At 67.9% G+C, this 26349-nt stretch carries 32 protein-coding genes and 1 pseudogene; 6 read left to right on the forward strand and 27 right to left on the reverse strand.

What is annotated here, in order from left to right:
- Positions 1 to 41 precede the first annotated feature (41 nt).
- The 11 genes from LG306_RS15995 to tolB all read right to left on the reverse strand — a co-directional run bounded on the left by LG306_RS15995 (position 42) and on the right by tolB (position 11295).
- Positions 42 to 398 (reverse strand): DMT family protein, encoded by a 357-nt coding sequence (locus LG306_RS15995; RefSeq protein ID WP_017506765.1) that lies wholly within the window; start codon positions 396 to 398, stop codon positions 42 to 44.
- Positions 399 to 462: 64 nt separating this feature from the next.
- Positions 463 to 1251, reverse strand: a complete 789-nt coding sequence (gene folP / locus LG306_RS16000; RefSeq protein WP_404419760.1) for a dihydropteroate synthase — start codon at positions 1249 to 1251, stop codon at positions 463 to 465.
- Between the two features lie 11 nt (positions 1252 to 1262).
- Positions 1263 to 1565, reverse strand: coding sequence for a winged helix-turn-helix domain-containing protein (locus LG306_RS16005; protein ID WP_404416612.1), 303 nt, complete (start codon positions 1563 to 1565; stop codon positions 1263 to 1265).
- A 2-nt stretch (positions 1566 to 1567) separates the two neighbouring features.
- A complete protein-coding gene (locus LG306_RS16010) occupies positions 1568 to 2212 on the reverse strand; it encodes a hypothetical protein (RefSeq protein WP_404416615.1) in 645 nt (214 codons plus the stop codon).
- A 60-nt stretch (positions 2213 to 2272) separates the two neighbouring features.
- The gene (locus LG306_RS16015) at positions 2273 to 3499 is read right to left on the reverse strand and encodes an acyltransferase family protein (RefSeq protein ID WP_404416618.1); all 1227 of its coding nucleotides are present in this window, start codon (positions 3497 to 3499) and stop codon (positions 2273 to 2275) included.
- Positions 3500 to 3783: 284 nt separating this feature from the next.
- Positions 3784 to 5739, reverse strand: a complete 1956-nt coding sequence (gene ftsH, locus LG306_RS16020; protein ID WP_404416620.1) for an ATP-dependent zinc metalloprotease FtsH — start codon at positions 5737 to 5739, stop codon at positions 3784 to 3786.
- An 86-nt stretch (positions 5740 to 5825) separates the two neighbouring features.
- A complete protein-coding gene (locus LG306_RS16025) occupies positions 5826 to 6944 on the reverse strand; it encodes a tRNA lysidine(34) synthetase (RefSeq protein WP_404416623.1) in 1119 nt (372 codons plus the stop codon).
- Positions 6945 to 7072: 128 nt separating this feature from the next.
- Positions 7073 to 7918 (reverse strand): tol-pal system protein, encoded by an 846-nt coding sequence (locus LG306_RS16030; protein WP_404416626.1) that lies wholly within the window; start codon positions 7916 to 7918, stop codon positions 7073 to 7075.
- A gap of 41 nt (positions 7919 to 7959) precedes the next feature.
- Positions 7960 to 9099 carry a DUF3667 domain-containing protein gene (locus tag LG306_RS16035; protein WP_404416628.1) on the reverse strand — a complete coding sequence of 380 codons (1140 nt, stop codon included), beginning with the start codon at positions 9097 to 9099 and terminating at the stop codon, positions 7960 to 7962.
- Positions 9100 to 9226: 127 nt separating this feature from the next.
- Positions 9227 to 9790: a peptidoglycan-associated lipoprotein Pal gene (pal, locus tag LG306_RS16040; protein WP_039246161.1), complete on the reverse strand. Its 564-nt coding sequence runs from the start codon at positions 9788 to 9790 to the stop codon at positions 9227 to 9229.
- Positions 9791 to 9930: 140 nt separating this feature from the next.
- The gene (gene tolB / locus LG306_RS16045; RefSeq protein ID WP_112861281.1) at positions 9931 to 11295 is read right to left on the reverse strand and encodes a Tol-Pal system beta propeller repeat protein TolB; all 1365 of its coding nucleotides are present in this window, start codon (positions 11293 to 11295) and stop codon (positions 9931 to 9933) included.
- Positions 11296 to 11436: 141 nt separating this feature from the next.
- Here tolB and LG306_RS16050 point away from each other — a divergent pair, with 141 nt between their 5' ends.
- Both LG306_RS16050 and LG306_RS16055 read left to right on the forward strand, forming a co-directional pair.
- Positions 11437 to 11664: a CopG family transcriptional regulator gene (locus LG306_RS16050; RefSeq protein ID WP_205681719.1), complete on the forward strand. Its 228-nt coding sequence runs from the start codon at positions 11437 to 11439 to the stop codon at positions 11662 to 11664.
- Positions 11661 to 12104, forward strand: coding sequence for a TA system VapC family ribonuclease toxin (locus LG306_RS16055; RefSeq protein WP_404416632.1), 444 nt, complete (start codon positions 11661 to 11663; stop codon positions 12102 to 12104). Before LG306_RS16050 ends, LG306_RS16055 begins: the two co-directional genes overlap by 4 nt.
- On the opposite strand, the gene LG306_RS16060 is transcribed toward LG306_RS16055, so the two are convergent.
- From LG306_RS16060 to LG306_RS16125, 14 genes and pseudogenes are all read right to left on the reverse strand, one after another.
- Positions 12082 to 12228, reverse strand: a complete 147-nt coding sequence (locus LG306_RS16060) for a 50S ribosomal protein L34 (RefSeq protein WP_404419762.1) — start codon at positions 12226 to 12228, stop codon at positions 12082 to 12084. The two genes, LG306_RS16055 and LG306_RS16060, sit on opposite strands and share 23 nt — an antisense overlap.
- Positions 12229 to 12984: 756 nt before the next feature.
- Positions 12985 to 13440 (reverse strand): ExbD/TolR family protein, encoded by a 456-nt coding sequence (locus LG306_RS16065; protein WP_039246166.1) that lies wholly within the window; start codon positions 13438 to 13440, stop codon positions 12985 to 12987.
- A 3-nt stretch (positions 13441 to 13443) separates the two neighbouring features.
- Positions 13444 to 14196, reverse strand: a complete 753-nt coding sequence (gene tolQ / locus LG306_RS16070) for a protein TolQ (RefSeq protein WP_052247725.1) — start codon at positions 14194 to 14196, stop codon at positions 13444 to 13446.
- Between the two features lie 140 nt (positions 14197 to 14336).
- Positions 14337 to 14771 carry a hypothetical protein gene (locus LG306_RS16075; protein ID WP_045809702.1) on the reverse strand — a complete coding sequence of 145 codons (435 nt, stop codon included), beginning with the start codon at positions 14769 to 14771 and terminating at the stop codon, positions 14337 to 14339.
- 27 nt (positions 14772 to 14798) lie between these two features.
- Positions 14799 to 15257, reverse strand: coding sequence for a tol-pal system-associated acyl-CoA thioesterase (ybgC, locus tag LG306_RS16080; RefSeq protein WP_112862511.1), 459 nt, complete (start codon positions 15255 to 15257; stop codon positions 14799 to 14801).
- 5 nt (positions 15258 to 15262) lie between these two features.
- Positions 15263 to 16126: a hypothetical protein gene (locus LG306_RS16085; protein ID WP_404416637.1), complete on the reverse strand. Its 864-nt coding sequence runs from the start codon at positions 16124 to 16126 to the stop codon at positions 15263 to 15265.
- Positions 16123 to 16491: a hypothetical protein gene (locus LG306_RS16090; RefSeq protein ID WP_404416640.1), complete on the reverse strand. Its 369-nt coding sequence runs from the start codon at positions 16489 to 16491 to the stop codon at positions 16123 to 16125. Before LG306_RS16090 ends, LG306_RS16085 begins: the two co-directional genes overlap by 4 nt.
- 5 nt (positions 16492 to 16496) lie before the next feature.
- On the reverse strand, positions 16497 to 17963 hold the full coding sequence (locus tag LG306_RS16095; protein ID WP_404416642.1) for an alpha/beta hydrolase: 1467 nt from the start codon (positions 17961 to 17963) through the stop codon (positions 16497 to 16499).
- Positions 17964 to 18020: 57 nt separating this feature from the next.
- Positions 18021 to 19052 (reverse strand): Holliday junction branch migration DNA helicase RuvB, encoded by a 1032-nt coding sequence (gene ruvB / locus LG306_RS16100; protein WP_017506438.1) that lies wholly within the window; start codon positions 19050 to 19052, stop codon positions 18021 to 18023.
- 172 nt (positions 19053 to 19224) lie between these two features.
- On the reverse strand, positions 19225 to 19842 hold the full coding sequence (gene ruvA / locus LG306_RS16105; protein ID WP_404416645.1) for a Holliday junction branch migration protein RuvA: 618 nt from the start codon (positions 19840 to 19842) through the stop codon (positions 19225 to 19227).
- 143 nt (positions 19843 to 19985) lie between these two features.
- Positions 19986 to 20477: pseudogene (gene ruvC, locus LG306_RS16110) on the reverse strand (crossover junction endodeoxyribonuclease RuvC); the annotation flags it as partial.
- Positions 20478 to 20523: 46 nt separating this feature from the next.
- Positions 20524 to 21219 carry an MgtC/SapB family protein gene (locus LG306_RS16115; RefSeq protein ID WP_404416648.1) on the reverse strand — a complete coding sequence of 232 codons (696 nt, stop codon included), beginning with the start codon at positions 21217 to 21219 and terminating at the stop codon, positions 20524 to 20526.
- 76 nt (positions 21220 to 21295) lie between these two features.
- Entirely contained in the window at positions 21296 to 21814 is a 519-nt protein-coding gene (locus LG306_RS16120) for a hemerythrin domain-containing protein (protein WP_055753938.1), read from the reverse strand.
- Positions 21815 to 21898: 84 nt separating this feature from the next.
- The gene (locus LG306_RS16125; protein ID WP_045809692.1) at positions 21899 to 22672 is read right to left on the reverse strand and encodes a YebC/PmpR family DNA-binding transcriptional regulator; all 774 of its coding nucleotides are present in this window, start codon (positions 22670 to 22672) and stop codon (positions 21899 to 21901) included.
- A gap of 137 nt (positions 22673 to 22809) precedes the next feature.
- On the opposite strand from LG306_RS16125, the gene LG306_RS16130 reads away from it, so the two are divergent.
- Entirely contained in the window at positions 22810 to 23010 is a 201-nt protein-coding gene (locus LG306_RS16130) for a hypothetical protein (protein ID WP_055753936.1), read from the forward strand.
- A gap of 4 nt (positions 23011 to 23014) precedes the next feature.
- Here the strand turns inward: LG306_RS16130 and LG306_RS16135 are convergent, their stop codons facing one another.
- A complete protein-coding gene (locus tag LG306_RS16135) occupies positions 23015 to 24298 on the reverse strand; it encodes an arsenic transporter (RefSeq protein WP_404416653.1) in 1284 nt (427 codons plus the stop codon).
- A gap of 81 nt (positions 24299 to 24379) precedes the next feature.
- On the opposite strand from LG306_RS16135, the gene LG306_RS16140 reads away from it, so the two are divergent.
- The 3 genes from LG306_RS16140 to arsH are packed head-to-tail and all read left to right on the forward strand — an operon-like array spanning position 24380 to position 25880.
- The gene (locus LG306_RS16140; RefSeq protein WP_017506449.1) at positions 24380 to 24715 is read left to right on the forward strand and encodes a helix-turn-helix transcriptional regulator; all 336 of its coding nucleotides are present in this window, start codon (positions 24380 to 24382) and stop codon (positions 24713 to 24715) included.
- 5 nt (positions 24716 to 24720) lie between these two features.
- Entirely contained in the window at positions 24721 to 25140 is a 420-nt protein-coding gene (arsC, locus tag LG306_RS16145; RefSeq protein WP_404416656.1) for an arsenate reductase (glutaredoxin), read from the forward strand.
- Positions 25137 to 25880: an arsenical resistance protein ArsH gene (gene arsH, locus LG306_RS16150; protein WP_404416659.1), complete on the forward strand. Its 744-nt coding sequence runs from the start codon at positions 25137 to 25139 to the stop codon at positions 25878 to 25880. Before arsC ends, arsH begins: the two co-directional genes overlap by 4 nt.
- Before the next feature lie 3 nt (positions 25881 to 25883).
- Here the strand turns inward: arsH and LG306_RS16155 are convergent, their stop codons facing one another.
- Positions 25884 to 26318 carry a thioesterase family protein gene (locus tag LG306_RS16155; protein ID WP_017506452.1) on the reverse strand — a complete coding sequence of 145 codons (435 nt, stop codon included), beginning with the start codon at positions 26316 to 26318 and terminating at the stop codon, positions 25884 to 25886.
- Positions 26319 to 26349: the final 31 nt, after the last annotated feature.

Raw genomic sequence — 26349 nt, forward strand, 5'->3', positions numbered from 1 at the left:
GCGACCAGATGGAACAGGCCGCGGTCCGGAGCAAGCCGCGATCAGCCCCCCAAAGGCCCCTTGAAGATGAAGAAGGCCCCCAACGCGATGAAGGCGAAGCCGACCAGATGGTTCACCGTCAGCTTCTCGCCCAGATACAGGACCGAAAAGCCGGCGAAGACCAACAGGGTGATCACCTCCTGCATCGTCTTCAGCTCGGCCGGAGAATAGACCTGGATGCCGATCCTGTTGGCTGGCACCGCCAGCCAGTATTCGAAGAAGGCGATGCCCCAGCTGGCGATCACCAGGATCCACAGCGGCTTGTGATCGAACTTCAGATGGCCGTACCAGGCGAAGGTCATGAAGACGTTCGACAGGCACAGCATGACGATGGGGGCGATATAGGCGGTCAGGGGCATGGGGCGGACCTGGGCTGTTGCAGATCTGCCCTCTACACTGGCTGCGACCGTCCGTCGCGGGCCTTCAATCCGCCGCCTTCACCGCCGCCTGAACCTTCAGCGCCTGCACCGTCTCGCGCACGTCGTGGACCCGCACCATCCGCGCCCCGCGCCGCGCGCCTTCCAGCGCCAAGGCCAGCGACCCGCCCAGCCGGTCGGTTGCCGCGACCGCCGTCGCATCGATGGCCTGGATCGTGCGCTTGCGGCTGGCGGCGTACAGCACCGGAAAGCCCAGATCGACCAGCGCGCCCAACCGCGCCGTCAGCGCCAGATTGTGCGCCAAGGTCTTGCCGAAGCCGATGCCGGGATCCAGCCAAATCCGCTCGCGCGCCACGCCCGCCGCCATCGCCGCCTCGGCCCGGCCGCGCAGATAATCCCGCACTTCGCCCACCACGTCGTCATAGCGCGGGTCCGCCTGCATCGTGCGGGGTTCGCCCTTCATGTGCATCAGCACCACGTCGCACCCCAGCTCGGCCGCGACCGCCGCACTGTCGGGCGCATGGCTCAGCGCCGTCACGTCGTTCCACATCGTCGCCCCGGCCGCGACGGCGGCGCGCGCGACGCCGGGCTTCATCGTGTCGATGCTGATCGCCCCGCCCCAGCGCGCGCGGACGCCGGCGATGACCGGCGCGACCCGCGCGATCTCTTCCGCCTCGCCCACCGGCTCGGCCCCCGGCCGGGTGCTCTCCCCGCCGATATCGAGCACATCGGCCCCGTCCGCGACCAGCCGCATGGCCTGATCGATCGCCGCCTGCGTCGACGCCCACCGCCCCCCGTCCGAGAAGCTGTCGGGCGTCACATTGACGATGCCCATCACCCGCACAGTCACGCCGACCGCCCGATCAGGCCGCCCAGCGCCTCCAGATAGGCGGCGAAGGCCTTGCGGCCGGCGGGGGTGATGGACACGCGGGTCAGGGGCTTGTTGTTCACGAAGCTCTTTGCCACGGCGACATAGCCCGCCTCCTCCAGCTTCTTGATGTGGACCGACAGATTGCCCTGCGTCGCCTCGAGCACGGTCTTCAGTTCGGTGAAGTCGGCGGCCTCGACGTCGGCAAGATAGACCATGATCCCCAGCCGCATCCGGCCGTGAATCACGTCGTCGATCCGTCCGAGATCGGCCAGTCCCATGCTCAGTCGGCCCTCGATCCGGCGGCGTCGCGGTACAAGACCCAGCCCGGCAGGGCGAACAACAGAAACAGCGCGACGGTGCAGACGCCGAGATAGAACAGCGGTTGGCGCACCAACAAACCCAGCGCTACGGCCGTCACCCACCCGCCGACGGCGACGGCCAGCATCCAGCCCGTCTTCTTGAGCATCCAGGCGACGTACCAGGCGGCAGCCTGAAGGGCGAAAACGATGGCGGAATAGTAGAGCCACACGCCGAAGTCATGATCACGCCAAGATCCGACGGCGAAGACGATGATCACCGCAGTGTTGGCCATCCCGGTCGCGTTGAAGGGGGCGGTGGTGACGCGCGAGGCCAGCGGCCCCCTGGCGCCCGCCCCGGCCTTGCGATCACGAAGGATCGCCCAGGTCAGGATCGACAGGAAGGTCCCAGTGATGGCGACCACAAAGGCCAGGCTGGCCAGGTCGGGCCACCGGATCACCCCAAAGGCCTGTCCAAGATGGAACAGGCACTGGAAACCGTAGAGCAGGCCGCCGGCGAGGTAGCAGGCCGCCAGCGTCATCGGGACACGCCCGCCGCCGCTCTCGACGATCGAGCGCATGAAGGCGAGGTCGTCCTCGGGCGAATGCAAACGGGGTTTGGCGGGCATGACGATTCTCTCAGGACTGCCGACCGGTCCGGGGTGGACCAGTCAGCGTGTGTTCGCAAGCTATTCGGCAGGGACGGTAACAGGCTGCGCCGGTGTCTGGACGCGACGCCACGGCACGCGCCGGCCATTCAGCCACCGCCCCATAAAGCTGTGGCGGATCAGCAGTTCGTAGGACGCCAGGCACACGGCGAAGACGCCCGCCGACACGCCGATCAGCTTCACCCACCACGGCCCGGCCCAGTCCTGCACCCAGACCTGGGCCAGCATGACCAGCGGCAGGTGCACGATATAGATCCAGTAGGAGGCGTCGGAGAGGTAGCGCCGAACCGGACTGTGACCCGAGGCGAACCGCAGGCACAGCCCCATGGCCGACAGAGCCGAGGCATAGACTGCAATGGCTGTGACGGCGGCGGCCAGGGCCTTGCTCGCCGTCGGTTCGCCCATCGGCGCGATGCTCGGTCCGCCCGCCAGCACATAGGCCGCGACGCCCGAAACCAACGCCACGCTCAGGAACAGCGGCGACGCCTTGGCGATACGGCCCAACAGATCTCTCCGCCGATCCAGCACGAAGCCCAGGCCGAAGGCGAGGCCGAATCCGACCAGGGCGGAGGTGTTCGGGATCACGCCCGCGTCCGGCGTCGGCACGGCGAAGAAAGCGATCCACTTCGGATCCAGCCACAGCGTCAGGGCGAGCGGAGCGGCCAGCGCGGCGGGCGTCCAGGGGCCGATCAGCGCGCCGGTGATCCTGTCCACGACCGGACCCGCTCGACCCGCGCGATCCAAAACGCCGAGCACGGCCCGCACGATCAGGACGACGACGTAGAACAGGGTCAGCACCCACAAGAACCACAGGTGGGTCAGCGGAAAGTTGGTCCAGTCATAGGTCGGCGGCGGAGGCGGCGGCGCGCCGGGCGTCACCAGAACATTGGCATGAGCGGTCCAGACCAGGGCCGTGACGATCCCTGCCATCACGGGAAGCCAGAAGGCCGCCAGCGGCCCGGCGATCCGCACCACCCGATCCTTGGCGAAGGCGACCCAGCCTCGCCGCGCCAGCATCCTGCGCGCGAACAGGCCGGCGATCAGGAAGAAGGCCGTCATGCGAAACAGATGGATGGCGAAGAACAGCCAGGCCGCGCCGATCGACCGGCTGTCGTCCGCCACAATCCAGATCTGCTGCGGGACGAAGGACAGGCTGGCGTGAAGCACCACCCCCAGCAGCAGCGCCCCGGCGCGCAACGCATCCAGCCCATGCAGCCGTTCGGCCTGCCCCAACTTCGATACCGACATGACGTCCCTCTCCAAAATCGAGACCGCCATATCTCACAGACTTGTTTGATATTCAAACTTGTTCGTCAACACACGGGCCGTCACCCTCGGGCTTGACCCGAGGGCCGGACCTTCCGCCTTGCTACATCAATGGCGGCGCAGGACCCGATCCGCATCCGATCCTCGGGTCAAGCCCGAGGATGACGGCCCGAGAGGTCTGGCATTGACCTACTCGCGAGACCCCCAAAGAAAAACCCGCCGGGAGATCGCTCTCCCGGCGGGTCCATCTTCGGATCAACCTTGGTTCAGTGAACCGTCGGCACGCTGGTCGCGGCCGGGGCGGCGACCGGGACCTCGATGTCCGTGCCGTCCGACACCGGCGTCACCGGCACCGAGACCGAAGGCCCGGCGTTGGGGAAGTTGTTCTCGTCGCGGTTCGGCGCGACGCCCTTCTCCAGCAGATCCTTGATCTCCTCGCCCGACAGGGTCTCGTATTCCAGCAGGGCCTGAGACAGCTTTTCGTGATCCTCGGCCTTGGTGGTCAGGATCGTGCGCGCCTCGTCCCAGCCCGAGGTCACCAGGCGACGCACTTCCTCATCGATGGTGCGCGCCGTCTCTTCGGAGATGTTCTGGCTGCGGGCAACCGAGTGGCCCAGGAAGACCTCTTCCTGGTTCTCGCCGTAAGCCACCGTGCCCAGCTTGTCCGAGAAGCCCCAGCGGGTGACCATGGCCCTTGCCAGCTTGGTCGCCTGTTCGATGTCCGAGCTGGCGCCCGAGGTGATGTTCTCCGGCCCGAAGATCAGCTCCTCGGCGACGCGGCCGCCCGCCATGATGGCGATCCGGTCGATCATCTGCTGGTATTTCATCGAATAGCGGTCGCCTTCCGGCAACTGCATCACCATGCCCAAAGCGCGGCCGCGGGGCACGATGGTCGCCTTGTGCACCGGGTCGGCCGCCTTGACGTTCATGGCGACGATGGCGTGACCGGCCTCGTGATAGGCGGTCAGGCGCTTTTCTTCCTCGTTCATCGCCATGGAGCGACGTTCGGAGCCCATCAGCACCTTGTCCTTGGCGTCTTCGAAGTCCCGGTGGGTGACCATGCGACGGTCCTTGCGCGCCGCCATCAGGGCGGCCTCGTTGACCAGATTGGCCAGATCGGCGCCCGAGAAGCCGGGCGTGCCGCGCGAGATGGTCTTGACGTTGACGTCGGCGGCCAGCGGCACGTCCTTCATGTGGACGCGCAGGATGCGTTCGCGGCCCGAGACGTCGGGGTTCGGCACCACCACCTGGCGATCGAAACGGCCGGGACGCAGCAGGGCCGGGTCCAGCACGTCGGGACGGTTGGTCGCGGCGATCAGGATGATGTTCTCGGACGCCTCGAAGCCGTCCATCTCGACCAGCAGCTGGTTCAGCGTCTGTTCGCGCTCGTCATTGCCGCCGCCGAGACCCGCGCCGCGATGACGACCAACGGCGTCGATCTCGTCGATGAAGATGATGCAGGGCGCATTCTTCTTGGCCTGTTCGAACATGTCGCGCACGCGGCTGGCGCCGACGCCGACGAACATCTCGACGAAGTCCGAACCCGAGATCGAGAAGAAGGGCACGCCCGCCTCGCCCGCGACCGCGCGCGCCAGCAGCGTCTTGCCGGTGCCGGGAGGGCCGACCAGCAGGGCGCCCTTGGGGATCTTGCCGCCCAGACGCTGGAACTTGCCCGGATCCTTCAGGAAGTCGACCACCTCCTGCAACTCGTCCTTGGCCTCGTCGACGCCGGCGACGTCGTCGAAGGTCTTGCGGCCCTTGTGCTCGGTCAGCAGCTTGGCCTTGGACTTGCCGAAGCCCATGGCGCCCTTCGCCCCGCCCTGCATCTGGCGCATGAAGAAGATCCACACCCCAATCAGCAGCGCGATCGGCAGGATGCCCAGCAGCAGGCTCATCCAGATCGACTGGCCGCCCGACTTGGCGTCGATCTCGACGCCCGCCTGCAGCATCTGGGCCACCAGTTGTTCGTTAGGATAGACGGTGGTGGAGGTGAAGCGTTCGCCGTTCTTCAGCTCGCCGTTCACCTTGTCCAGGCGGATGGTCACCTGTTTGACCTCGCCCGCGTTCACGCGCTGCACCAGCTGGGAATAGCTGATGGCCTCGGGCTTGCCGGCCGGCTGGCCCGTCACGCCGTTCATGGCGCCGCCCTGCGACAGCGCCGCATAGCCCGCCAGCAACGCCAGAATGATCACGCCGGTGATCGCCAGATTACGCAGGTTCATTGAGGTCCTCGGTCGTCCGCGACCCGGGTGGGATCGACGGTCTGGATGTGTCTGTCTGGGAAAATAGGGGCTTAATCAGCGTTACGCTATCGGGTGGCGGAAATCAGGTCGTCTTCGTGCGTCGTTTCGTCCAGCGCCAGCCTGAGCCGTTCCGCGACAAGGCCGCGCCGTTCGACCCCTTCGCCTGCAAGAACCGGGGCCATCGCGTCGTCCCTGATCAACACAGGCCAGGCCCCGCGCGTCGCCGCCGGCAGCCGATTGATCTCGGCCCTGTCGGCGTCCGACAGGCTGGCCAACCGCCCCCGCGCCGGAACGACGGACCAGCCGGCACGATGGGCGCAAAAGACGAACCGCCCATCCCAAACCGCCTCGACGCCGGGCGTCAGCGCCAGCGGCGAAATGTCTCGTCTGCGCAGCTCGCCGGCCTCGCGCATCAACCGCGCCGTAGCGCCGACAGCCTCAATGCGCGCCCCGCACAGGGTCGCTGCGAAATCCTCACCCGCCTTCAGCCGCGCTATCAGGGCTTCAAGCCGCGCTCCCCGAGGCGGCGTCGATCCGCCGCCGACGCAGACCAGGGCCGCCGCCAGCGCCCGCGCGCCCACGTCGCGGTCGACACGAGCCATGGCCTCGCCGTTCATCGTTGGCCGCGCGCCGGTTTTCGACGGCGCCTGATCGATCGACCGGGGCGCCGCGCCCGCCAGTACCTGCCGCGCCCGGCTGCGCCCGAACCTCGGATCGGCGTTGGCCGGATCCTCGATCCAGTCCGCCCCCTGCCCGGGCAGCCAATCCCGCAACCCCGCCCGCCGCTCGCCCAGCAGCGGCCGCAACAGCATCAGGCCTCGACCCTCGGGCCAGGCCGGCGACGGCGACCATTCGCGCACCCGCCCCAGGGTGGAACCTTCGCTCCGCATCAGATCGGCCTCGGCGATGTCGTCGGCGGTATGGGCGAACAGGACGACCGACGCCCCCGCCTCGCGCGCCGCATCCGCAATCAGTCCATGGCGCGCCGCCCGCGCCGCCGCCGTCAGACCGGTCGCGGGCTTGTCCCCGTCCCAGCCCAATCCGCGCCAGTCGGCTCCGGCGTCCCGCGCCGCCCCGGCCGCAAAGTCGGTCCAGCGGCCGCTGTCCGCATTCAGCCGATGATCGACGGTCAGGGCCAGCACCGAACGCCCGCGCGTCCGCGCCCAGTCCGTCGTCAGCCGCAACAGGGCGATGGAGTCTCCGCCCCCCGACAGGGCCAGCGCCAGCGGCCGGCCCGTTTCCCGCGTCAGTCGCGCATCCAGCCGCGCGAATGCTCGCGCCGTCAGATCGTCCCCAATCGCTGGGCTGGGCGTCAGGCGCAGGAACCCGTCGTCTTCAGCTGGGCCGCCCGCGCCTTTTGCGGGTCAGAGGCGGCGGGCGCATAGCGGCGCGTGAACTCCGCCAGGGCCGCGCACCCTTGCGGCTTCCTCTGCGTCGCGAACAGGGCGTCTGCCAGTTTCAGCGTCGTATCCGCCGCCCAGCCGATGCGCGGCCAGTCCTTCAGCGCGGCGGCGTAATAGGGCACCGCCCCCGCCTTGTCGTTCGCCGCGACCCGCAGGTCGCCCAGGCGCGAGTTGGCCTCGCGCGACTGCGGCGTATCGGGCCAGGCCGCGATCACCGTTTCCAGCGCCCGCTCGCCGCGCGGCTTGTCGGTCGTCAGCAGGGCCACCGCCGCCGCAAGATCCCGCGTCGCATCGCCGGTCGGCGAGGTCGCCTCGATCGGCGCATTCAGTTCGGCCTGGGTCTCCAGCTTCTGCAACCGGGCCTCGGCGTCCGCCAGACGCGTCTTCAGCGTCTCGTTCTCGCGCGTGGCCTCGTCCAGCTGGAAGGTCAGCCGCTCGTTGTCGCCGTTGATCCGGCGCACCGTGGCCTCCAGGTCGCCGAGGCGTCGGTCCATCAGGGCGAACTGCCCCTGCAGCGTCACCACCTCGGGGTCCGGCTCGACCAGCACGGGCTGGCCGGCGGCGTTTCTCTGGGTCAGGGCGCGCTCAAGCCGCCGCACATTGCGGTCCAACTGGTCCAGGCGGCGGTTGTCCCACTGTGTCCGCTCCATGATGTTGGGCTGGGCCTGCTGGGCGACCGCGCCGCCCCCGATCAGGACAACCCCGAGGGCGGCGGCGGCGAGCAGATGAACGCGAGAGATCGAGAGCTTGGTCATGCGTCTAGCTTTCACCGATTTGGGGCCGCCGCAAGGCCGAGCTAGTGGCCGAGACCCAGATAGACGATGGCCGTGACGAACAGGCCGACCACGATGTTGCAGAACACCAACAAGGCCATGGTCCGCCACAGGGCCGAGAACCACGATAGCGAATAGGCGCCCTTCATCTGGGCGAACACATGAACGGGTACGGCCAGCAGACCCAGCGGAATGACGATGCCGCCCAGCCACCCGGCGATCGTCGCCGACACCACCATCAGCATCAGCAGCATGGCCATGAAAGTCAGCGAATACAGAACGAACACCCCGTGGTCGTACAGGGTGAAGCCGCGCTTCCACAGGAACAGCAGGGCCACGAACGGGATGGACAAGGGCACCAGCAGGAAGGCGAACTTGTACATCGTCTGCTGCAACTTATAGAGCGCCAGGTCCGGGTTCTGCAGCTTCTTCAGCACCGTGGCGCCGATCCCGTGGCCTTCCTTCTCGGCGTCCTTGCCCGCGACCTTCAGCTTGGTCTCGCCGCTTTCGCCGGTCGCCATGTCTTTGATGCTGGCCTGCCAGCTGCCGGGCTTCAACCCGTCGGCGCGGCCGTCGCGCTGCTCAACCTCCAGCCGGGCCAGGGCGGTGCGGCGATCGTCGACCAGCTTCTGTCCGGCGTTGATCGCCATCTGCATCGTCGGGTCCGGCTGGGCGCCGCTTTCCGCCCGCATCTGGATTAAGGCCTTTTCGGCCTCGGCCAGACCGACGCGCTGAGACGCGATCCGTTCGGCCATATCTGCGCTCTCGGTGTTGGATTCCGGATGCGGCATGAAGCTGAGCGCGAAAAACATCACGAACAGGGTGAACAGGAAGATCGCCAGCGGCGAGACGTACCGCGTGCGTTTGCCCTCGACCCATTCGCGCGTCAGTCGGCCGGGGTTCAGCCACAGCAGCGGCAGGGTGCGCCAGATACGGGCGTCGAAATGCATGACGCCGTGCAGCAGCTCTTCGCCCAGGTGCAGAAGGCTGCGATGGACATGGGTCGGCTGGCCGCAGTTTGCGCAGAAGTTGCCGCTCGTTTCGGCCCCGCAGTCGGAACAGACGCCGTGGGCATGATCCTCGCCCGCCTTGCCCGTCGGCTTTTCGATCGCGCCTGCGACCAGTCCGCTCGTGACGACGGCGCCCGCCCCTTCGATGTCCATTCGCTGATCCCCCGATCCCTGTGGCGACGTATCTGCCGTCCGCCCGGCGTCAGGACAAGCGCCGAAACGAAAAGAGGCGCCCACCCTGCGGCCGGCGCCTCCTTCAAATCAACCGATCAGCCGGTCGTCAGCGCGGCGCGCCCGAGACGATGGCGGTGTGGGCGTTGCGGTTGCGGGCGAAGGCGTCCTCGTTCGAACCTTCCGCGATCGGCCGCTCCTTGCCGAAGCTGATGGTGTCGATCCGGCCGGCCGGGATGCCCCGGTTGATCAGATAGGTGCGCACCGATTCCGCACGGCGGGCGCCCAGCGCCAGATTGTATTCGCGCGTACCGCGTTCGTCGGCGTTGCCTTCGATGCGGACCGTCACGGACGGATAGCGCTGCAGCCACTGAGCCTGGGCGTCCAGGCGCGGCATGGCCTCGGGACGAACCTCATAGGAATCCAGGTCGAAATAGATGCGGTCGCCGACGTTGACGACGAAGTCCTGTTCGGTGCCCGGAGCGGCCGAACCCATGTTTCCGCCGGTCACCGGGCCGGTGGGCGCGGTCGGATAGGCCGGCCCCGTCGGTTGCGTCGTGCCGTCGTTTGGACCGGGCACGCCGGTCTCGACCGGAGGTTTTCGGGTGCAGGCCGCCATGGCGGCGACGGCGCAGCCGACCATCGCCAGTTTGAGAATGCGGGAAGTCTTCATGGGGTCGTCTCCTGACGTGTCGTTTCTGGCAAGGGTCGGGCCTCAAGCTTGGCTTTACTGTCTGCCTCGGCCGATTTTTCGACGCCAGAGGCGATAACGCACAGTTGAGCTTTAAGGCTCCGACGGTGTCGGTGCGGCGTTTAGGCGGGGCAGCTGTCGGCGCCCTGGTTTACGCCCAGATTGCTCGGGCCACGGTCTAGCAGCGGCGACCAGGCCGGGTCGGTCCCGCGTCCGTTGTAGCCCGCCTGCGACACCACGCGCCCCGACAGGTCCACGGTCCACAGACGCGTGTCGCCGCCCGGCGTCTGGCGCGCGAACATCACGTATCGGCCGTTCGGCGCCCAGTTCGGGCCCTCCTCGAAATAGCTGGAGGACAGGATGCGCTCGCCGGAGCCGTCGGCGTTCATCACCCCGGTCGAGAACCGGCCGCCGCCCTGTTTGGTGAAGGCGATCAGATTGCCGGTCGGGCTCCAAGACGGGGCCGTATAGATGCCGCCGCCGCGCGAGATCGGCCGCTGCCCCGATCCGTCCGACCGCATGACATACAGGCGCGCCGACCCCGAACGGTCCGAGGTGAAGACGATCTGGCTGCCGTCCGGGCTGAACGACGGCGAGGTGTCGATGCCCGGGTCACTGGTCAGGCGCGTGATCTGGCGGCTGCGCAGATCCATCACATACACGTCGGTGTTGCCACCCCGGATGATCGAAAACGCAATCTTGTTGCCGTCGTTGGAGAAACGCGGCGCCAGCACCTGACCGTCGAACTCGCCCAGGCTCTCGCGCCGGCCGGTCGTCAGATTGTACAGGTAGATGCGGCTGTAATCCTTGCCCAGCGCCACATAGGTGATCTCGTCCGGCTGCGACAGCGAGAAGCGCGGCGACATGATCACCTCGTCGCCCTGCGTCAGATAGGTCGGATTGAATCCGTCCTGGTCGGCGATGGTCAGGCGGTTGATCCGGTTCAGCTGCGTGCCCTCCTCGGACACGAAGATCACGCGGGAATCGAAGAAGCCGGCCTCGCCGGTCATGCGCTGATAGATGACGTCGGAAATCTTGTGCGCGATCCGGCGCCACTGCTCCTGGGTCGCGGTGAACTGATAGCTGACCAGCTGGCACTGGCGGTAGGGATCATACAGGCGGAAGCCGACGTCCAGCCGCCCGTCGCCGCGCGTCGTCACCCCGCCGTACAGCACCGCCTGCGCGCCGATCTGGGTCCACTGCGGAAAGTTCGGCGCATTGGCCAGGGTCAGGCCGGTCTCGATGAAGCTGGACGGGTTCAGCGGCTCGAAGAAGCCCGATCGCTTCAGATTGGCGCTGACGACATTGGAGATGTCCGACCCGTGCGTCCCGGCGAACGGCACGACCGCGATCTGAAGCGGGCGCAGCACGCCTTGATCGATCTCGACCTCGACCGGCTGGTTCTGCTGAGGCGTCTGCGCCGCCGTCGTCAGGGGCGCCGCCATCGCGACAGCCGCCACGGAGGCCAGAAGAAGGTTCAGACGCATCAGATGCTCCCATAAGTCTCGAAGGATCGCCGCCCCTTATCGCCGGGCCGTTCGACTTTCGCCAGCTTCACGGGGAATGGGGCGACATTCGGGTCGCGCGCAATCATTGATGCGTGATGCGTGATGCAGTATCTTACGACCATGCGCACCACCCTCGCTATCGACGACGACGTGCTGAACGCCGCACGCGCCATCGCGGTCCATCAGGATCGCACAATCGGCGAAGTCGTGTCCGAACTGGCGCGACAAGCGCTGCAAAAACGGCCGACGACCGTCCGGTTTCGCGACGGTGTCCCGCTCCTGCCTGATCGGCCAGGACCAATGGTTACATTGGAAGACGTCAATGCGCTGCGCGACGAGCTGCCTTGACCTATCTGCTGGACGTGAACGTGCTGATCGCCCTTGTCGATCCGCGTCACGTCTTTCATGACACGGCCAATATCTGGTTCCAGCGTGAGGCCGTCTCGTCATGGGCGACGTGTCCGATAACTGAAAATGGCTTGGTCCGCATCGTCGGCAACAGCCGTTATCGCAACCCGGTCGGAACCCCTTTCGAAGTCATTGGCACCCTAAACCTTCTGCGTGACATGCCGGGACATGTGTTCTGGCCGGATACCCTCAGCCTGGCGGACGCCAGTGTTTTCGATGGTTCGGCGATCACGACGCCTGAGCAGGTTACAGATGCCTATCTGTTGGGGTTGGCGGTTTCGAACGGTGGGCGTTTAGCGACTTTCGACCGCCGCCTCACGCCTCAGGCGGTCATCGGCGGGCGCGATGCGCTTCACCTTATAGCCCCGCCTCACGCCTAGCGATTACGGCACGCCCGTTCGGTGTTGAAAGTCGGGCGATAGACCCCGCCGGGGAAGCCCTGCGGCACGTCGAAGGGCGCGGTCTGGCGCAGGGCGCGCAGGGCGCCGTCGGCGGCGGCGCGATAGACGTTCGATGATTGGGCGTTGATCAGGCTGGGCCCGCGTGTGATCCGCCCATCGGCCGACAGGGTCAGCTCGACCTGGATGCGCAGTTGGTCCGCGCCGGGGATGTCGCAGGGCAGGATCCAGTTCGGATAGACCTGATTGAAGATGGCCGTGATCTGCGGGCCCGTGGCCTGGGACGCCGCGCCCGCCCCCTGCTGCCCCGTCGCCGGTCGGCCGCGATTGTTGGTCGGGCGCGTCGGTCCGGCCAGGGCGTCCAGATCCAGGCTCGGCTCGGTGCGCTGGGGCGCCGGGCGGGGGGGCGCGGGCGTCGCCGGGCGCGGGGTCGGCTGGGCCTTGGTCGGCGGCGCAGGCGTCGGCGGCTGGGGTCGAGGCGTCGGACGCGGCGGCGTCGGGGTCGGCGTGGGTCTCGGCGTCGGCGTGGGCGTCGGGGCCGGGCGCGGGGGCGTGGGCCGCGGCGGCGTCGGGGTCGGGCGCGGCTGGGGTTGCGGCGGCGTCGGCTCGGGCGTCGGCGGCACCGGATCGGGCTGCTGCACCGGGGCGGTCGCGGCGTCGTCGGGTGAGGGTTCGGGCTGCGGATTGTCCGCCGGCGCCGCCTGGATCACCTCTTCCGACACAATGGTCACCGGCACCGAGGCGACCAGCGGCGTCTCGTCCTCGTCCGTCTTGTGCGACACCATCACGAAGGCGAGCGCGACCACCCCGGCGTGCAGGGCGAGCGATCCGAGGATGGCGGGGCTCGGCCGACGCAAAGGATTCAGGCCTCCGGCGCCGTGTCGGTGATCAGGTTCAGCTTGGTGAAGCCCGAGGCGCTCAACCGCGCCATCACCCGCGCCACGGCCTGATAGGGCGCGCGCCCGTCGGCCCGCACGAACACCGGCCGCTCCGCCGCCTTGTCGGCGCCGCCGGCCTCGGTCAACAGGCGCGTGGACAGGGCGTCGAACGCCGTCTCGCTGTCGCCGACGAAGATCGCACCCTGCTGGTCGATGCTGACCGACAGAGGTTCGGACTTGATCTCGACCGCGCTGGCCTCGGTCTTGGGCAGTTCGACCGGCACGCCCACCGTCAGCAGGGGCGCCGAGATCATGAAGATGATCAGCAGCACCAGCATCACGTCGACCAAGGGCGTGACGTTGATCTCGGTCAGGGGCCCTTTACGCCCCCTGCGTCCCCGACGCCCGCCGCCGCTCGCACCACCACCGCCCAGGGCCATGGCTCAGACGCCCCGCTTCAGGCTGAGGTCGCTGGACGGCGGGGGCGGAGGCGGCGGAGCCGACGGGCTGCCCAGTCGGCGCGCCACGGCGGCCTGCAGGTCGTCGGCGAAGGCCTCCAGACGCCCCGTGAACTTGCCCGCGTCGATCGAGAACTTGTTGTAGGCGATATAGGCCGGGATGGCCGCCGCCAAGCCAATAGCCGTGGCGAACAGGGCCTCCGCGATGGCCGGCGCCACCGTCGTCAGATTGGTGTTGCCCGCCGCCGCGATCCGCCCGAACGCATTCATGATACCCCACACCGTGCCGAACAGGCCGATGAAGGGCGAGGCCGTGGCCACGACCGACAGCACGCCCAGGCCGTTCTCGATGCGCTGGCCCTCGCGCGAGATCAGGCTGTTCATCGCCTTGTCGATCCGCACCAGCAGCAGCTCGCCCTGGTGCTCGTTCAACGCCCCGCGTTGACGCGCCTCGCGCCAGTCCGACAGGGCGATCACCAGCATGCGCGGCAGGGCGTGGTCCGGCTCGGGTCCGGCCTGGGACGCCACCTCTTCCAGCGATCGGCCCGACTGAACCGACTTTTCGAAGTCGTCGGCGCGCTTGTTCAGCGCCGTGAACCTCACCGCCTTGTCGATGATGATCGTCCACGACCAGATCGAGGCCGCGGCCAGCCCGATCATCACGCTCTTGACCACCCAGTCGGCGGTCATGAACAGCTCGACCGGGTTCATCATCGCGGCGTCGACAGGCGTGGTCATTCAGGCGCTCCGGGCGGAATCGGGATCGTCACGTCCCCTCTTCGACCGAGCGGACGTGACCATTGTGTGGCGTCCGGCCCGTTTAGCCCCGACCCGTCCGCCCGTCATCTGACAGGCGCGTCATAAGGGTTAACAGCGGGTTACTCGGACGCCGTCCGCCGCGCGTTCGGATCGACCGCGACAGAGACCGGGGCGCCGACGCTGATGATGACGCCCTCGTGGCCTTCCTTGGCGATGGAATAGGTGGCGGCGTCCTTCAGCAGTTGCTCCTCGCACTGGCGATCGCCCGCCCGGCCCAGTTCGGCGCAGCCGCGCTTGGCCGCATCGGTCCAGCCCAGAACCCGGCGCGTCGCCGCCTCGGCCCGCTTGATCGCCGCCTCGTCCTCTGCGGCGGCTTGCGCGATCAGGGCCTGGCGCGCGCCCTGCTGGTATTGCAGCTCGGCCTGGCCCGCCATCTTGCGCTCCCAGACCTTGTAGTACGGACAGCCCACCAGCCCGCCGCCGATCAGCAGCACGAACAGCAGGATCGTGACGATCACCGCGCTGGCGGACATCTTGTAGGTTTCTGCGGCCATGACGTTTTCCCCCTCGTTGGCGCGATCCTAGTCGGCGGCCCCGCCGGCCGCCAGCCATGGTGTGACCTTCTCGACCAAACCCTTCGACGGCCGTCGCGGCCGCCCGTCCAGATGGATGCACACCGCCGTCACCTCCGCCCGGCACAGCACCTCGCCGGCCCGCTCCACGCTCTGGCGGATGATCAGCCGCACGCCCTTCACCTGCTCGTAGACTGTGCGCACCACCAGGGCGTCATCGATCCGCGCGGGCTTCAGATATTTGATGTTCAGCTCCGACACCACGAAGGCCAGCGGCTCGGCCTCTTCCAGCAGATCGGCGTGCCCCACCCCGATGGCGCGCAGGAAATCGGACCGCCCCCGCTCGAAATAGCGCACATAGTTGGCGTGATAGACCAGGCCGGTGAAATCGGTGTCCTCGTAATAGACGCGCACCGGCAACAGGTGATCGCGCCCCTCGAAACGGCCGGCGGTGGGTTGGTCGGAGATTGCGGTCACTGAAACCTCGTGCGTCGTGCAGACGCCATAGCCAGTCCGATCGCGACAAGCCATCCGATCACGGGCGAAGCGCCATATCCCACCACCGGCGCCGGATAGGCGCCCAGCAGATTGGCCGCCGACAGACCGATCCAGAATCCGGCCATGGCCAGACCGACGGCGGCTCCAACGCCGCGCGCCCGCCAGCCCATCCACAGCAACGGGGCCGACAGCACGACCAACGCCAAGCCCGCCGCCACGCCGAGGATCGGCGACATGGCCCAAACCGTCGGCACGACACCCTCGACATAGGGAACGCGCGGCAGCGCCTCCGAACGCGTCAGGCTCCAGAGCGCCAAAATCCAGGACAGGGCCGCCAGCGGCGCCAGCGTCTTCCACGACCCTCTCGCCGCCGCCAGCAGCCCGATCGTCCCCAACGCGAAGGCCAGGCTGGCGGCCCCGTCGAAGCCGAGGCCGAACGTCAGGATCGTCAGGGCGGCGACGCCTGCCGTCCACATATCGTCTGCATCCTGCGCCACGAGCCAGAGCAGCGGGGCGCCCAGCAGCGAAGCGGGATGGATCAGAACCGGCCCCAGCGCCAGCCAGCGATGCGCGCCCTGCATCTCCACGCCCGTCGCCAGTATCAGGACGGCGACGACCAGGATCGCCGCCGCCGAGATCAGCACCGGACCCCGGCCCGGCCGCGCCATCCACGACGCCGCCCATAGCGCAACGGCCCCGATCAGAAACGCCGCGCCCTGGACCACGACCGACGCCGTCCCCGTCCCGGCCGCCCGGATCGCCAGCAGGCTGATCGCCGCCGTCGCCGTGATCTGTGCGATCAGGGCGAGTGTTGGCCCATTCAACCGACGACGGATCACGGCCGGCGGTTCGGCGCGGCCATGAAGCCGGGGCAGTAGCTTTGGCGCATTTCGCGGAACTCGGTCGGCAGGGGGTCGTCGCTGAACAGGATGCGGTTGGGGATGGAAACGAAGCCCACCGCCGGCCCGCCGGCGACGCGTCCGACATAGCCGCACACCGATCGCCTTTGCCCGTTCTCGGCGTAGCGCAGCTCGGCGCCGCGCCCCGCCTGGGTGCGGATCTGGCGCATCACCCGCGCATCGGCCGGCTCGGGCGACGGGGTGTTCGCCGGCTGCATCAGCACCCAGACGCCGACCGCGCACAGGACCAGAACCAGCGCCGCCGCGATCATCAGACGCTGCTGAAGCGGGCTGCGATGGCGCATCACCCTCATGCGGCGGGCGCTTCCAGGGTGAAGTCCAGCGGCGTGTCGGCGGCGGGCAGGCAGGTCCGATCCACCGGCTTGGATGGATCACGCAGGAAGTCGCGCGCCATCTTGCGCGTGCAGGGGCTGGCGTTGATGACGCCGTGGGTCGCATTGGTGACAATCACCACCTGGCTGTTCGAATAGCCCTTGGCGGCGGCCTCGGTCAGCGGCGGCGGACAGCCCGGATCGATCTCGGCGGCGACGAACAGGGTCGGGATGTCGGTCTGGACGGGCAGATTCTCGATCGGCAGCGCCGGCCGTTCGCCCACCGCCGCGCAGACGTCGAACAGCCGCGACAGCGAAGGGACCAGCACCTTGGCGACCGGATCGCCCGCCGCCCCGGCCGCCAGCCGCGCCTTGGATTCGAACGGCAGCTCCTCCTTGCACAGATGGGCCATGTGCTGACCCTCGAAATAATAGGTGCGGTCTTCGGCGATCTCCGCGACCGGCGTCAGGTCGCCGGCGATGATCTTGTCCAGATCGACCGGCAGGCTGCGCACGCCCGCCGCGCTATAGGTCGTGTCCATCAGAAAGGCCGACAGGTCGTCGACGGTGAAGGTGCGCCCGTCCTTGCCCGTCACCGGACCGACCAGCCATTTGCGCGCCTCGGCCTCGAACCGCGCCTGAAGGTCCGGATGCTGCGCCGCGCAGGCCGCCTGGGCCGCGCATTTGGCCAGGATGATTTTCACCGCCGCCGAGACCTGTTCGGGCGTGCCGACGGCCCAGTTGCCCTCGGGCGGCCAGGGGCTGTCCATCACGGCGGCGCGCACGATCTGGGGCTGTTGGGTGATGACTGCCGCCTCGATGCGCGGCCCGTACGATCCGCCCCACAGGTCGATCTTGGCCAGACCCAGGGCCTGGGCCATGTCCTTCACATCGTCGGCGATGGCGGCGGCGTTGTACTGGTTCAGATCAACGCCTTGCGCCTGATACCCCTTCAGACAGGCGATCAGCCCGTCGCGGTCCTTGTCGGACGGCGGCCCCGCATCAGTCAGTTCGACGCCCGGACAGTCCATCGACGGGTTGCTCGCCCCGCCGCCCCGCTGGTCGAACAGGATCACGTCCTGATCCACCGCAAAGGCCTCCGGATTGCGACGAAGCGCCGCCAGCATCCGCCCCGCCCCCGGCGTCAGGGCCCCGCCCGGTCCGCCGTGGAACATCACCACCGGCGGCAGCGCTTGGCCCGCGGCGTCCTTATAGGGCGCGCTGGCCTTGAAGATGACGACGGCGATGTCGATGCGTCGATCGCTGACCGAGCCGTCGCGCGCCTCGTCCACCGTCAGGGTCCCGCACCGCACCTCGCGCAAGCCCGTCGGCCAATCACTGGGACAGGCCTTGTCGGTGAAGACGGGGGCCTCTGCTCGCGCAGGCGGCGCCAGACCGGTCAGGCCGGCCGCAAACGCCATCACGGCCAGGGTGCGCAGGATCATGGGACGACGGCTCCGGTTCGCCCCCAGCAAACCCCCGCCCGCCCCGCTTGGCAACGCCTATTCGAACAGGTCGCCCGGCACGGGGCCGGCGGCCGGTTGCGCCGGCGCGCTGAGGCCCAGATGTGCATAGGCCTTGGCGCAGGCCATGCGGCCGCGCGGGGTGCGCATGATGAAGCCCTGTTGCAGCAGATAGGGTTCGATCACGTCCTCGACCGCATCGCGCGCCTCGGCGATGGCGGCCGCCAAGGTGTCCATCCCGACCGGCCCGCCGCCATAGTTCTCGATCAACGCCTTCAGGAACCGCCGGTCCAAGCTGTCCAGCCCGGCCTCGTCCACCTCCAGCCGCGCCAACGCCCGTGCCGCCACCAGTTTCGAGATCGTCTCGGCCCCTTCCGCCGAGGCGAAATCCCGCACCCGACGCAGCAGGCGCCCGGCGATGCGCGGCGTGCCGCGCGCCCGCGACGCGATCTCGCGCGCGCCGGCCTCGTCGATGGCTGCGCCCATTTTGCGCGCCGTGCCGCGCACCACCGCCGTCAGTTCGTCGGGGGTGTAGAACTCCAGTCGCAGCGGAATGCCGAACCGGTCCCTCAGCGGCGTAGCCAACAGGCCCGCCCGCGTCGTCGCCCCCACCAGCGTGAACGGCGCCAGGTCGATCCGCACCGAACGCGCCGACGGCCCCTCGCCGATGATCAGGTCCAGCACATGATCCTCCATGGCCGGATACAGGATCTCCTCGACCTGGGGGCTTAAGCGATGGATCTCGTCGATGAACAGGACGTCGCGCGGCTCAAGGTTGGTCAGGATCGCCGCCAGATCGCCCGCCTTGGCCAGGATCGGCCCGGAGGTCGCCCGGAACCCCACGCCCAGTTCGCGCGACACGATCTGCGCCAGCGTCGTCTTCCCCAGTCCCGGCGGTCCGAACAGCAGCACATGGTCCAGCGCCTCGGCCCGCCCGCGCGCCGCATCGATGAAGACCTTCAGATTACCCTTGGCCTGCGACTGGCCGACGAACTCCGACAACGTCTGCGGCCGCAGCGCGCGATCGAAGGATTCGCCGGTCTCGGCCTCGGGGGAGATGACGCGGGTCATGACTGACCCGAGTGACGAGTGGCGGGTGGCGAGTGGCGAGAAGTGAGAAGTGCTCGTGAGCAAGAGGTGAGCGGCGGCGCGCCTGCGGTCTTCCGGACTCGCTCACCCCTGCGCTCACTTCCTGGCTCACTCTTCACTCGCCACTCGCAACTCGCCACTCGCCACTCCCTTCTCACCGCCCCAACTCCTGCAGCGCCGCGCGGATCACCGCCGACAGCTCCGCCTCTTCGCCCAGACGGATCAACGCCTGATCCACGGCCCGGCGGGCATTGACCTCGGCGACGCCCAGTCCAAGCAGGGCGGACACGGCCTCGCCGGTGATGGACGGGACGGGCGGTGCGATCTCGACATGCATGCCGGGTGCGACGGGCGCAAAGCTGGCGTCGCCCAAGGCCTTGCCCTTCAGCTCGGTCACGATCCGAAGCGCCAGCTTCGGCCCCACGCCGTTGGCCCGCGCCACCGCCGCCTTGTCCTCTCGCGCGACCGCCGACGCCAGTTCGCCGGGCGGCAGGACGTCCAGCACCGCCAGCGCCGCCTTGGGCCCCACGCCCTGAATGGCCAGCAGGGTCGTGAAGGCCCGCCGCTCGTCGCGCGTCAGAAATCCATACAGGCGCGGCCCCGAATCCTCGCTCCACTGCGAATGGACATGCACCGTCGCCTCGTCGCCCGGCGCCGGCAGCCGCCCCAGCGTCCGCGCCCCGCACGACACGACATAGCCCACGCCCGCGCAGTCGATCAGGCATTCCGCCTCGCCGACCTCGGCCAGCACGCCTCTCAACCGCCCGATCACGCGATCCTCCCCCGTGAAGCGAAGCGATACGGGGGAGGGGGACCGCGACGCCCTAGCGTCGTGGTGGAGGGGGTGACCTCAGACACGGTACGTGGGTTCGCCCCCTCCACCGCTTCGCGGTCCCCCTCCCCCGCCATGCGGGTGAGGATCCGATGCTTCCTGAGCTGCGCATGGGTGATCGCGACGGCCAGGGCGTCAGCCGCATCCGCCTTCACCTCGCCCGCGGTCGGCAGCAGCCGTTTGACCATGAAGGCGATCTGGCTCTTGTCGGCATGACCTGCGCCCACCACCGCCTTCTTGATCAGGTTCGGCGAATATTCCGCCACCGTCAGACCCGCCTTGGCCGGCGCCAGCATCACCGCCGCCCGCGCATGGCCCAGCTTCAGCGTGGAGGACGGGTTCACATTGACGAACACCTCTTCCACCGCCGCCTCCTCGCAGCCGTGGTCGGCGCAGATCGTCCCCAGCGCCTCGAACAGATGCAGCAGCCGCTCGCTGAACGGCGCGGTCTCGGGCGAGGCCACCACCCCGTGCGCCACCCACCTCAGGCGCGCGCCATCCGACACGACGACCCCCCAGCCGGTGCGTCGCAGACCGGGGTCCAGGCCGATGATTCTGACAGGTTCGTTCGCCATCCGTTCCCCTCATGCCGCAAAGAGGGTTATCGGGCAATGAACGGTTTCAGTCGTCGCGCGGGTCCAGGCTGTAGGCGACCACGCCCGGTATGGCGCACAGCTGCTCCGCCAGCTGCTTCAGCTGGCCTTCCTCGGCAGCCTTCAATCGCCAGGTCCGTCGAACGGTCTGTCCATCGATCAGCTCGAACCGATCGTGTCGCGCGTCCGCATCGATGGCTTTCAGCGCCGCCTCGATCGCCGGCTCCGGCGACGCCTCGCGCCGTTCCCAGCACACTTCGGCGTCTACCACCGTGCGCGCGGGCAAACGCCCATTGATCAGCCTCAAGCCGATCAGGATCAGCGCCGTGACCACCGTCGCCGCCGCCCCCAGCGCATAGAGGCCCGCCCCGAACAGAATGCCGATCGCCGAGGTGATCCACAGCGACGCCGCCGTGGTCAGCCCATGGATCGAAAACCCGGTGCGGAAGATCACGCCTGCGCACAGAAACCCGATCCCCGTCAGCACGCCGTGCGCCATCCGCGTCGGGTCTGTGACGATGTTCTCGTCGGGCAGGGCGCGAAACGCCCAATCGGCCTGCGACATGGCCGCCAGCATCAGCAGGGCCGACGCCAGGCTGACCAGGATATGCGTTCTCAGGCCCGCCGCCCGGCCCCGCCATTCACGCTCGAAGCCGATGACCCCGCCCGCGATCACCGCGCCGAGGATCGGCAGGACGGCGCCTTCCAGACTACCCAGATTCATCCGCGCTCAACGACGGGCCGAGCGCGGATGTTCCTTGGACGGACGATGCTGCGACATCGTGGTCGCAGCGGCCGCCTCAGCCATGCTTTTCGATATAGGTCTCGGGGTCTTTGTTCACCGGCTTGACGCCGGTGATGTACTCGGCCTCGAAGGCGGCGAACTTCACCGCCAGCTCATGGCGCGTCTCGACGTCGGCGTTCATGCGGAAGTCGGTCAGCCCCTGCCGCTCTTCCTCGCCCATGTGTTTGGAGTTGACGACGTTCGCCTCGCCCACGGCGTCGAACCAGGCCTTGGTGCCGACCTTGTGCTTTTCGACCGCCTTGACGGCGTCGCGCAGCTTGTTGTGGTCCTCGATGGCGTCCTCGGTCTCGCCCTCGACCGTGCCGTCCTCGGCGTCGTTGGCGCCCTCGCCCTGCTTCAGCAGCTCGGGATAGAAGAACCGCTCCTCGGCCTCGGCGTGCACATCCAGGAACGCCGACAACCGCGACCAGACGGCGCTCAGCGCATCGGTGTCCTTGGGGTCGATCTGTTCGATGATCGCAAACAGCCGACGCTGTTCGGCATGGTCGTCGAGGATCAGCTGGGTGATGTCCATAGGGGGCTCCAGGCGTAACGGTGAAGCCTCGTTACGCCCGGCGCACGACCCGGTTCCGTGCGAACGACTCGCGGTCGTTCGGGATCAGCCCGCGTACTTGGCCGCGTCCTCGTCGGAGATGTCCTCGTTGGAATAGACCGCCGACACGTCGTCCTCGGCGTCCAGCGCGTCCAGCAGCTTGAACAGGGTGCCGACGGCCTCACCGGTCACCGGCACTTCGGACTGCGGCTTCCAGACGATGGCGGTGGACTTGGGATCGCCCAGCACCTTGGACATGGCCTCGGCGACGTCGTTCAGGTCCTCGAAGGCGGTCCAGATCGTGTGGCCCGGCGCATCCTCATAGATGTCGGGCTTGACCAGGTCGCTCTCGACGTCCTGGGCGCCGGCCTCGATGGCGGCCTCCATCACGGCGTCTTCCGAACCGGCCTCGGCGGCGTAGGTGATCTTGCCCACCTTGTCCCACATGAAGGCGACCGAGTTCATCTCGCTCAGGGCGCCGCCGTTCTTCTTGAAGGCCGCGCCGATGTTGGACGCCGCGCGGTTGCGGTTGTCGGTCAAGGCCTCGACGATGATGCCCACGCCGCCCGGCCCCCGGCCCTCGTAGCGGACCTCTTCCATCGTATCGACGTCGCCGCCCGAGGCCTTGTTGATCGCGCGCTGGATAACGTCCTTGGGCAGGCTTTCGGCCTTGGCGTTGTTGACCGCCAGGCGCAGGCGCGGGTTCGCCGCCGGATCGGGCAGGCCCGACTTGGCCGCCACGGTGATGTCGCGCGACAGTTTGGAGAACAGCTTGGAGCGCTGCGCATCGGCGCGCCCCTTGCGGTGCATGATGTTCTTGAATTTCGAGTGGCCGGCCATGGGATCGTCTTTGAGCGTTCTGAACCTGAGCGGGCGGTCCTAAACGAAGAGCGTCATCCTGTCACGATAGGCAGCGGGGGTGGAACCTCGACCGATTGGGCGTATTGATCCGGGCGAGACAGACGGAGCGTAAAGTCATGACCGCCGACGACACCATCTATGAAGCCGAAGGCTATATGGACGAGGACCTGCACGAGGCCGACATCGTCGAGTGGTACGAAGCCCGCCCGGTCACCGTCTCCACCGCCGTCGCCACCGGCGCCATCGTCACCGCCTTCACCCTGGGCGCCCTGACCGCCGTCGGCGCCCTGTTCCTGATCGGGCGTCTGGACGACTAAGGCGCTAGACGCTCAGGCGTAAGGCCAGGGCCGCCAGGGCGACGCCCAGGACAGGCAGGGTGAGCACCACGCCCACCTTGAAATAATAGCCCCAACCGATCTTCACGCCCTTCCGCGCCAGGACGTGCAGCCACAGCAATGTGGCCAATGAGCCGATGGGCGTCATCTTCGGCCCCAGGTCGCTGCCGATGACATTGGCGTAGATCATCGCCTCCCTCGCCGCGCCCGTCGCGCCCGAGGCGTCGATCGACAGGGCGCCGATCAGGACCGTCGGCATATTGTTGGCGATGGCCGACAGGAAGGCGGTCAGGAACCCGGTTCCGAAGGCCGCGCCCCAGACCCCGCCCTGTGCGAATCCGTCCAGCAGGCCCGCGATCTGGCGTGTCAGACCGGCATTGCCCAACCCATAGACGACCAGATACATCCCCAGAGAGAAGATCACGACCTGCCACGGCGCCTCGCGCAGCACCTTCGTCGTGCTGATGACCGCGCCGCGCCCCGCCACGAAGAGCAGGACGACCGCCCCCGTCGCGGCGACGGCGGACACCGGCACCCCTCGCGGCTCCAGCACGAAGAAGCCGATCAGCAGAAACGCCAGGATGATCCAGCCCCAGAGGAAGGTCGCCCGGTCCTTGATCGCGCTGGACGGCGCGGCTAACCGCTCCACGTCATAGGCCTTGGGAATATCGCGCCCGAACACCACAAACAGCACCATCAGCGTCGCCGCGATGCTCGCCAGGTTCACCGGCGCCATGACCGCCGCATAGCGGTCGAAGCCGATGTCGAAGAAGTCGGCCGAGACGATGTTGACCAGGTTGGACACCACCAGCGGCAGGCTGGCCGCGTCGGCGATGAAGCCCGCCGCCATCACGAAGGCCAGCGTCGCCTTGGGGCCATAGCCGAGCGCCAGCAGCATGGCGATGACGATGGGCGTCAGGATCAGCGCCGCCCCGTCGTTGGCGAAGACCGCCGACACCGCCGCGCCCAGCAGGACGAACAGGACGAACAGCCGGCGCCCATGGCCGCCGCCCCATCGCCCGACATGCAGCGCCGCCCATTCGAAGAAGCCGGCCTCATCCAGCAACAGGCTGATGATGATGATCGCGACGAAGGTCGCCGTGGCGTTCCAGACGATGTCCCAGACCACGGGGATGTCGGCCAGGGTGACGACGCCCAGCAACAGCGCCGCCGCCGCGCCGCCCATCGCGCTCCAGCCGATCTGCAACCCCCTCGGCTGCCAGATCACCAGGGTGATGGTGACCGCGAAGATCAGAAAGGCGACGATCATGGGCGGCTCCATCCCGGTCGACCGACGACCGCAGCGCCCCCTCTAGCTTGCACGAAACCATATTTCCAGTATCTTGGAATAATGGAATCGGAACCCGCCATTCTCGCGCTTGCCGCCCTGGCGCAATCCACGCGACTGGACGCCTTCCGGCTGCTGGTCCGCCATGCGCCGGACGGGCTGCCGGCCGGAGAGATCGCCGACCGGCTCGCCGTCCCGACCAATACGATGTCGGCGCATCTGGGCGTGCTGTCGCGCGCCGGACTGATTGCGTCGCAGAGGCGCAGCCGGTCGATCATCTACCGCGCCGATCTGGATCGACTGGGCGAGGTCGTGCTGTTCCTGCTCAAGGACTGCTGCCAGGGCCGCGCCGAGCTTTGCCAACCTTTGCTGGCCGAACTGGCCCCCTGCTGCGACTGAGGCCAATGGACGTCGTCATCTATCACAACCCCGCCTGCGGCACGTCGCGCAACACCCTGGCCCTGATCCGCCACGTCGGGATCGAGCCGCATGTGATCGAGTATCTGAAGACCCCGCCCAGCCGCGCGCTGGTGGCCCAACTGGTCGAGCGGATGGGCGGATCGGTGCGCGATGTCCTGCGCGAAAGGGGCACGCCCTACGCCGACCTCGGCCTGGATGACACAAGCCTGTCGGACGACCAGCTGCTGGACGCCATCGCGGCGCATCCGATCCTGATGAACCGCCCCATCGTCGTCTCCCCCTTGGGCGTCAAACTGTGCCGCCCGTCCGAGACGGTGCTAGATCTGCTGCCTCAAGAGGGACTGAAGCCCTTCACCAAGGAAGACGGCGAAGTCGTCGTCGACGGACGCCGCGTGATCGGATGAGCCGCCTTCGCGCCCTGCCTGATCCCGACCATCTGCCGGCGCTTGATCCGGCCTATCTTTCGGCGACGCCCGCACAGGGCCTGGGTCCGGGCGATCCCGCGCCGCGCATCCTGCTGCTCTACGGCTCCCTGCGCGAACGGTCCTTCTCGCGCCTGTGCGTCGAGGAGGCGGCGCGGCTGTTGCAGGTCATGGGGTGCAAGACGCGCATCTTCGATCCGTCCGACCTGCCCCTGACCGATCAGGTCGCCGGCGACGACCATCCGGCCGTCCACGCCCTGCGCGAGCACGCCATGTGGTCCGAAGGCATGGTCTGGTGCAGCCCGGAACGCCATGGCCAGATCTCGGCGATCATGAAGCTTCAGATCGACCACCTGCCGCTGAACATGGGCGGGATGCGACCGACGCAGGGGCGCACCCTGGCGGTCATGCAGGTCTCGGGCGGCTCCCAGAGCTTCAACGCCGTCAACACCCTGCGCCTGCTCGGCCGCTGGATGCGGATGATCACCATCCCCAACCAGTCCAGCGTCGCCAAGGCCTTCATGGAGTTCGACGACGCAGGCCGCATGAAGCCGTCGGCCTATTACGACCGCATCGTCGACGTGATGGAGGAGTTGGTGCGATTCACGGTCCTGACCCGGCCTCACGCCGCGCAGCTTGTGGATCGCTACTCCGAGCGAAAGGCGCAAGGTGCGCCGTTAGACCGGTCCAAGGACCTGTCCGCCATCGCCGTCGGGCCCTAGCCCCTACCCCGCGCGAAGATTCTCCACCACGCTCCTCAGCCGCGCCGGCAACGGCTTGGGCCGGCGCGTTTCGGCGTCGACATAGACGTGGACGAAATGGCCGATGGCGGCGGGGACGTCGACGCTGCGCTTGAAGACCGCAAAGCCGTAGGTGACGCTGGAGGTGCCGATCGCATCGACCTTGATGCCGACCTCGATCACATCTGGAAACTTCAGCGACGAGGTGTAGCGACAGCCCGAATCCACCACCAGGCCGATCGATTCCGTCAGCGCATTGGCGATCAGCAGATGGGCGTTCACGGCCGAGTCGACGAACTCGTAGAATTTGGCGTTGTTGATATGGCCGTACTGATCGTTGTCGGCCCAGCGGGTGGAGACCATGTGAAAGGCCTTGTAGGTCGCCCGTTGCGCCAGCGCGCCCTCGTCTCGTTTCGGCATCGTCGTCTCCCTCGGCGACGCGAACCGTCGC

The sequence above is a fragment of the Brevundimonas vesicularis genome (assembly GCF_044807075.1).
In the GTDB taxonomy this organism is placed as follows: domain Bacteria; phylum Pseudomonadota; class Alphaproteobacteria; order Caulobacterales; family Caulobacteraceae; genus Brevundimonas; species Brevundimonas vesicularis_G.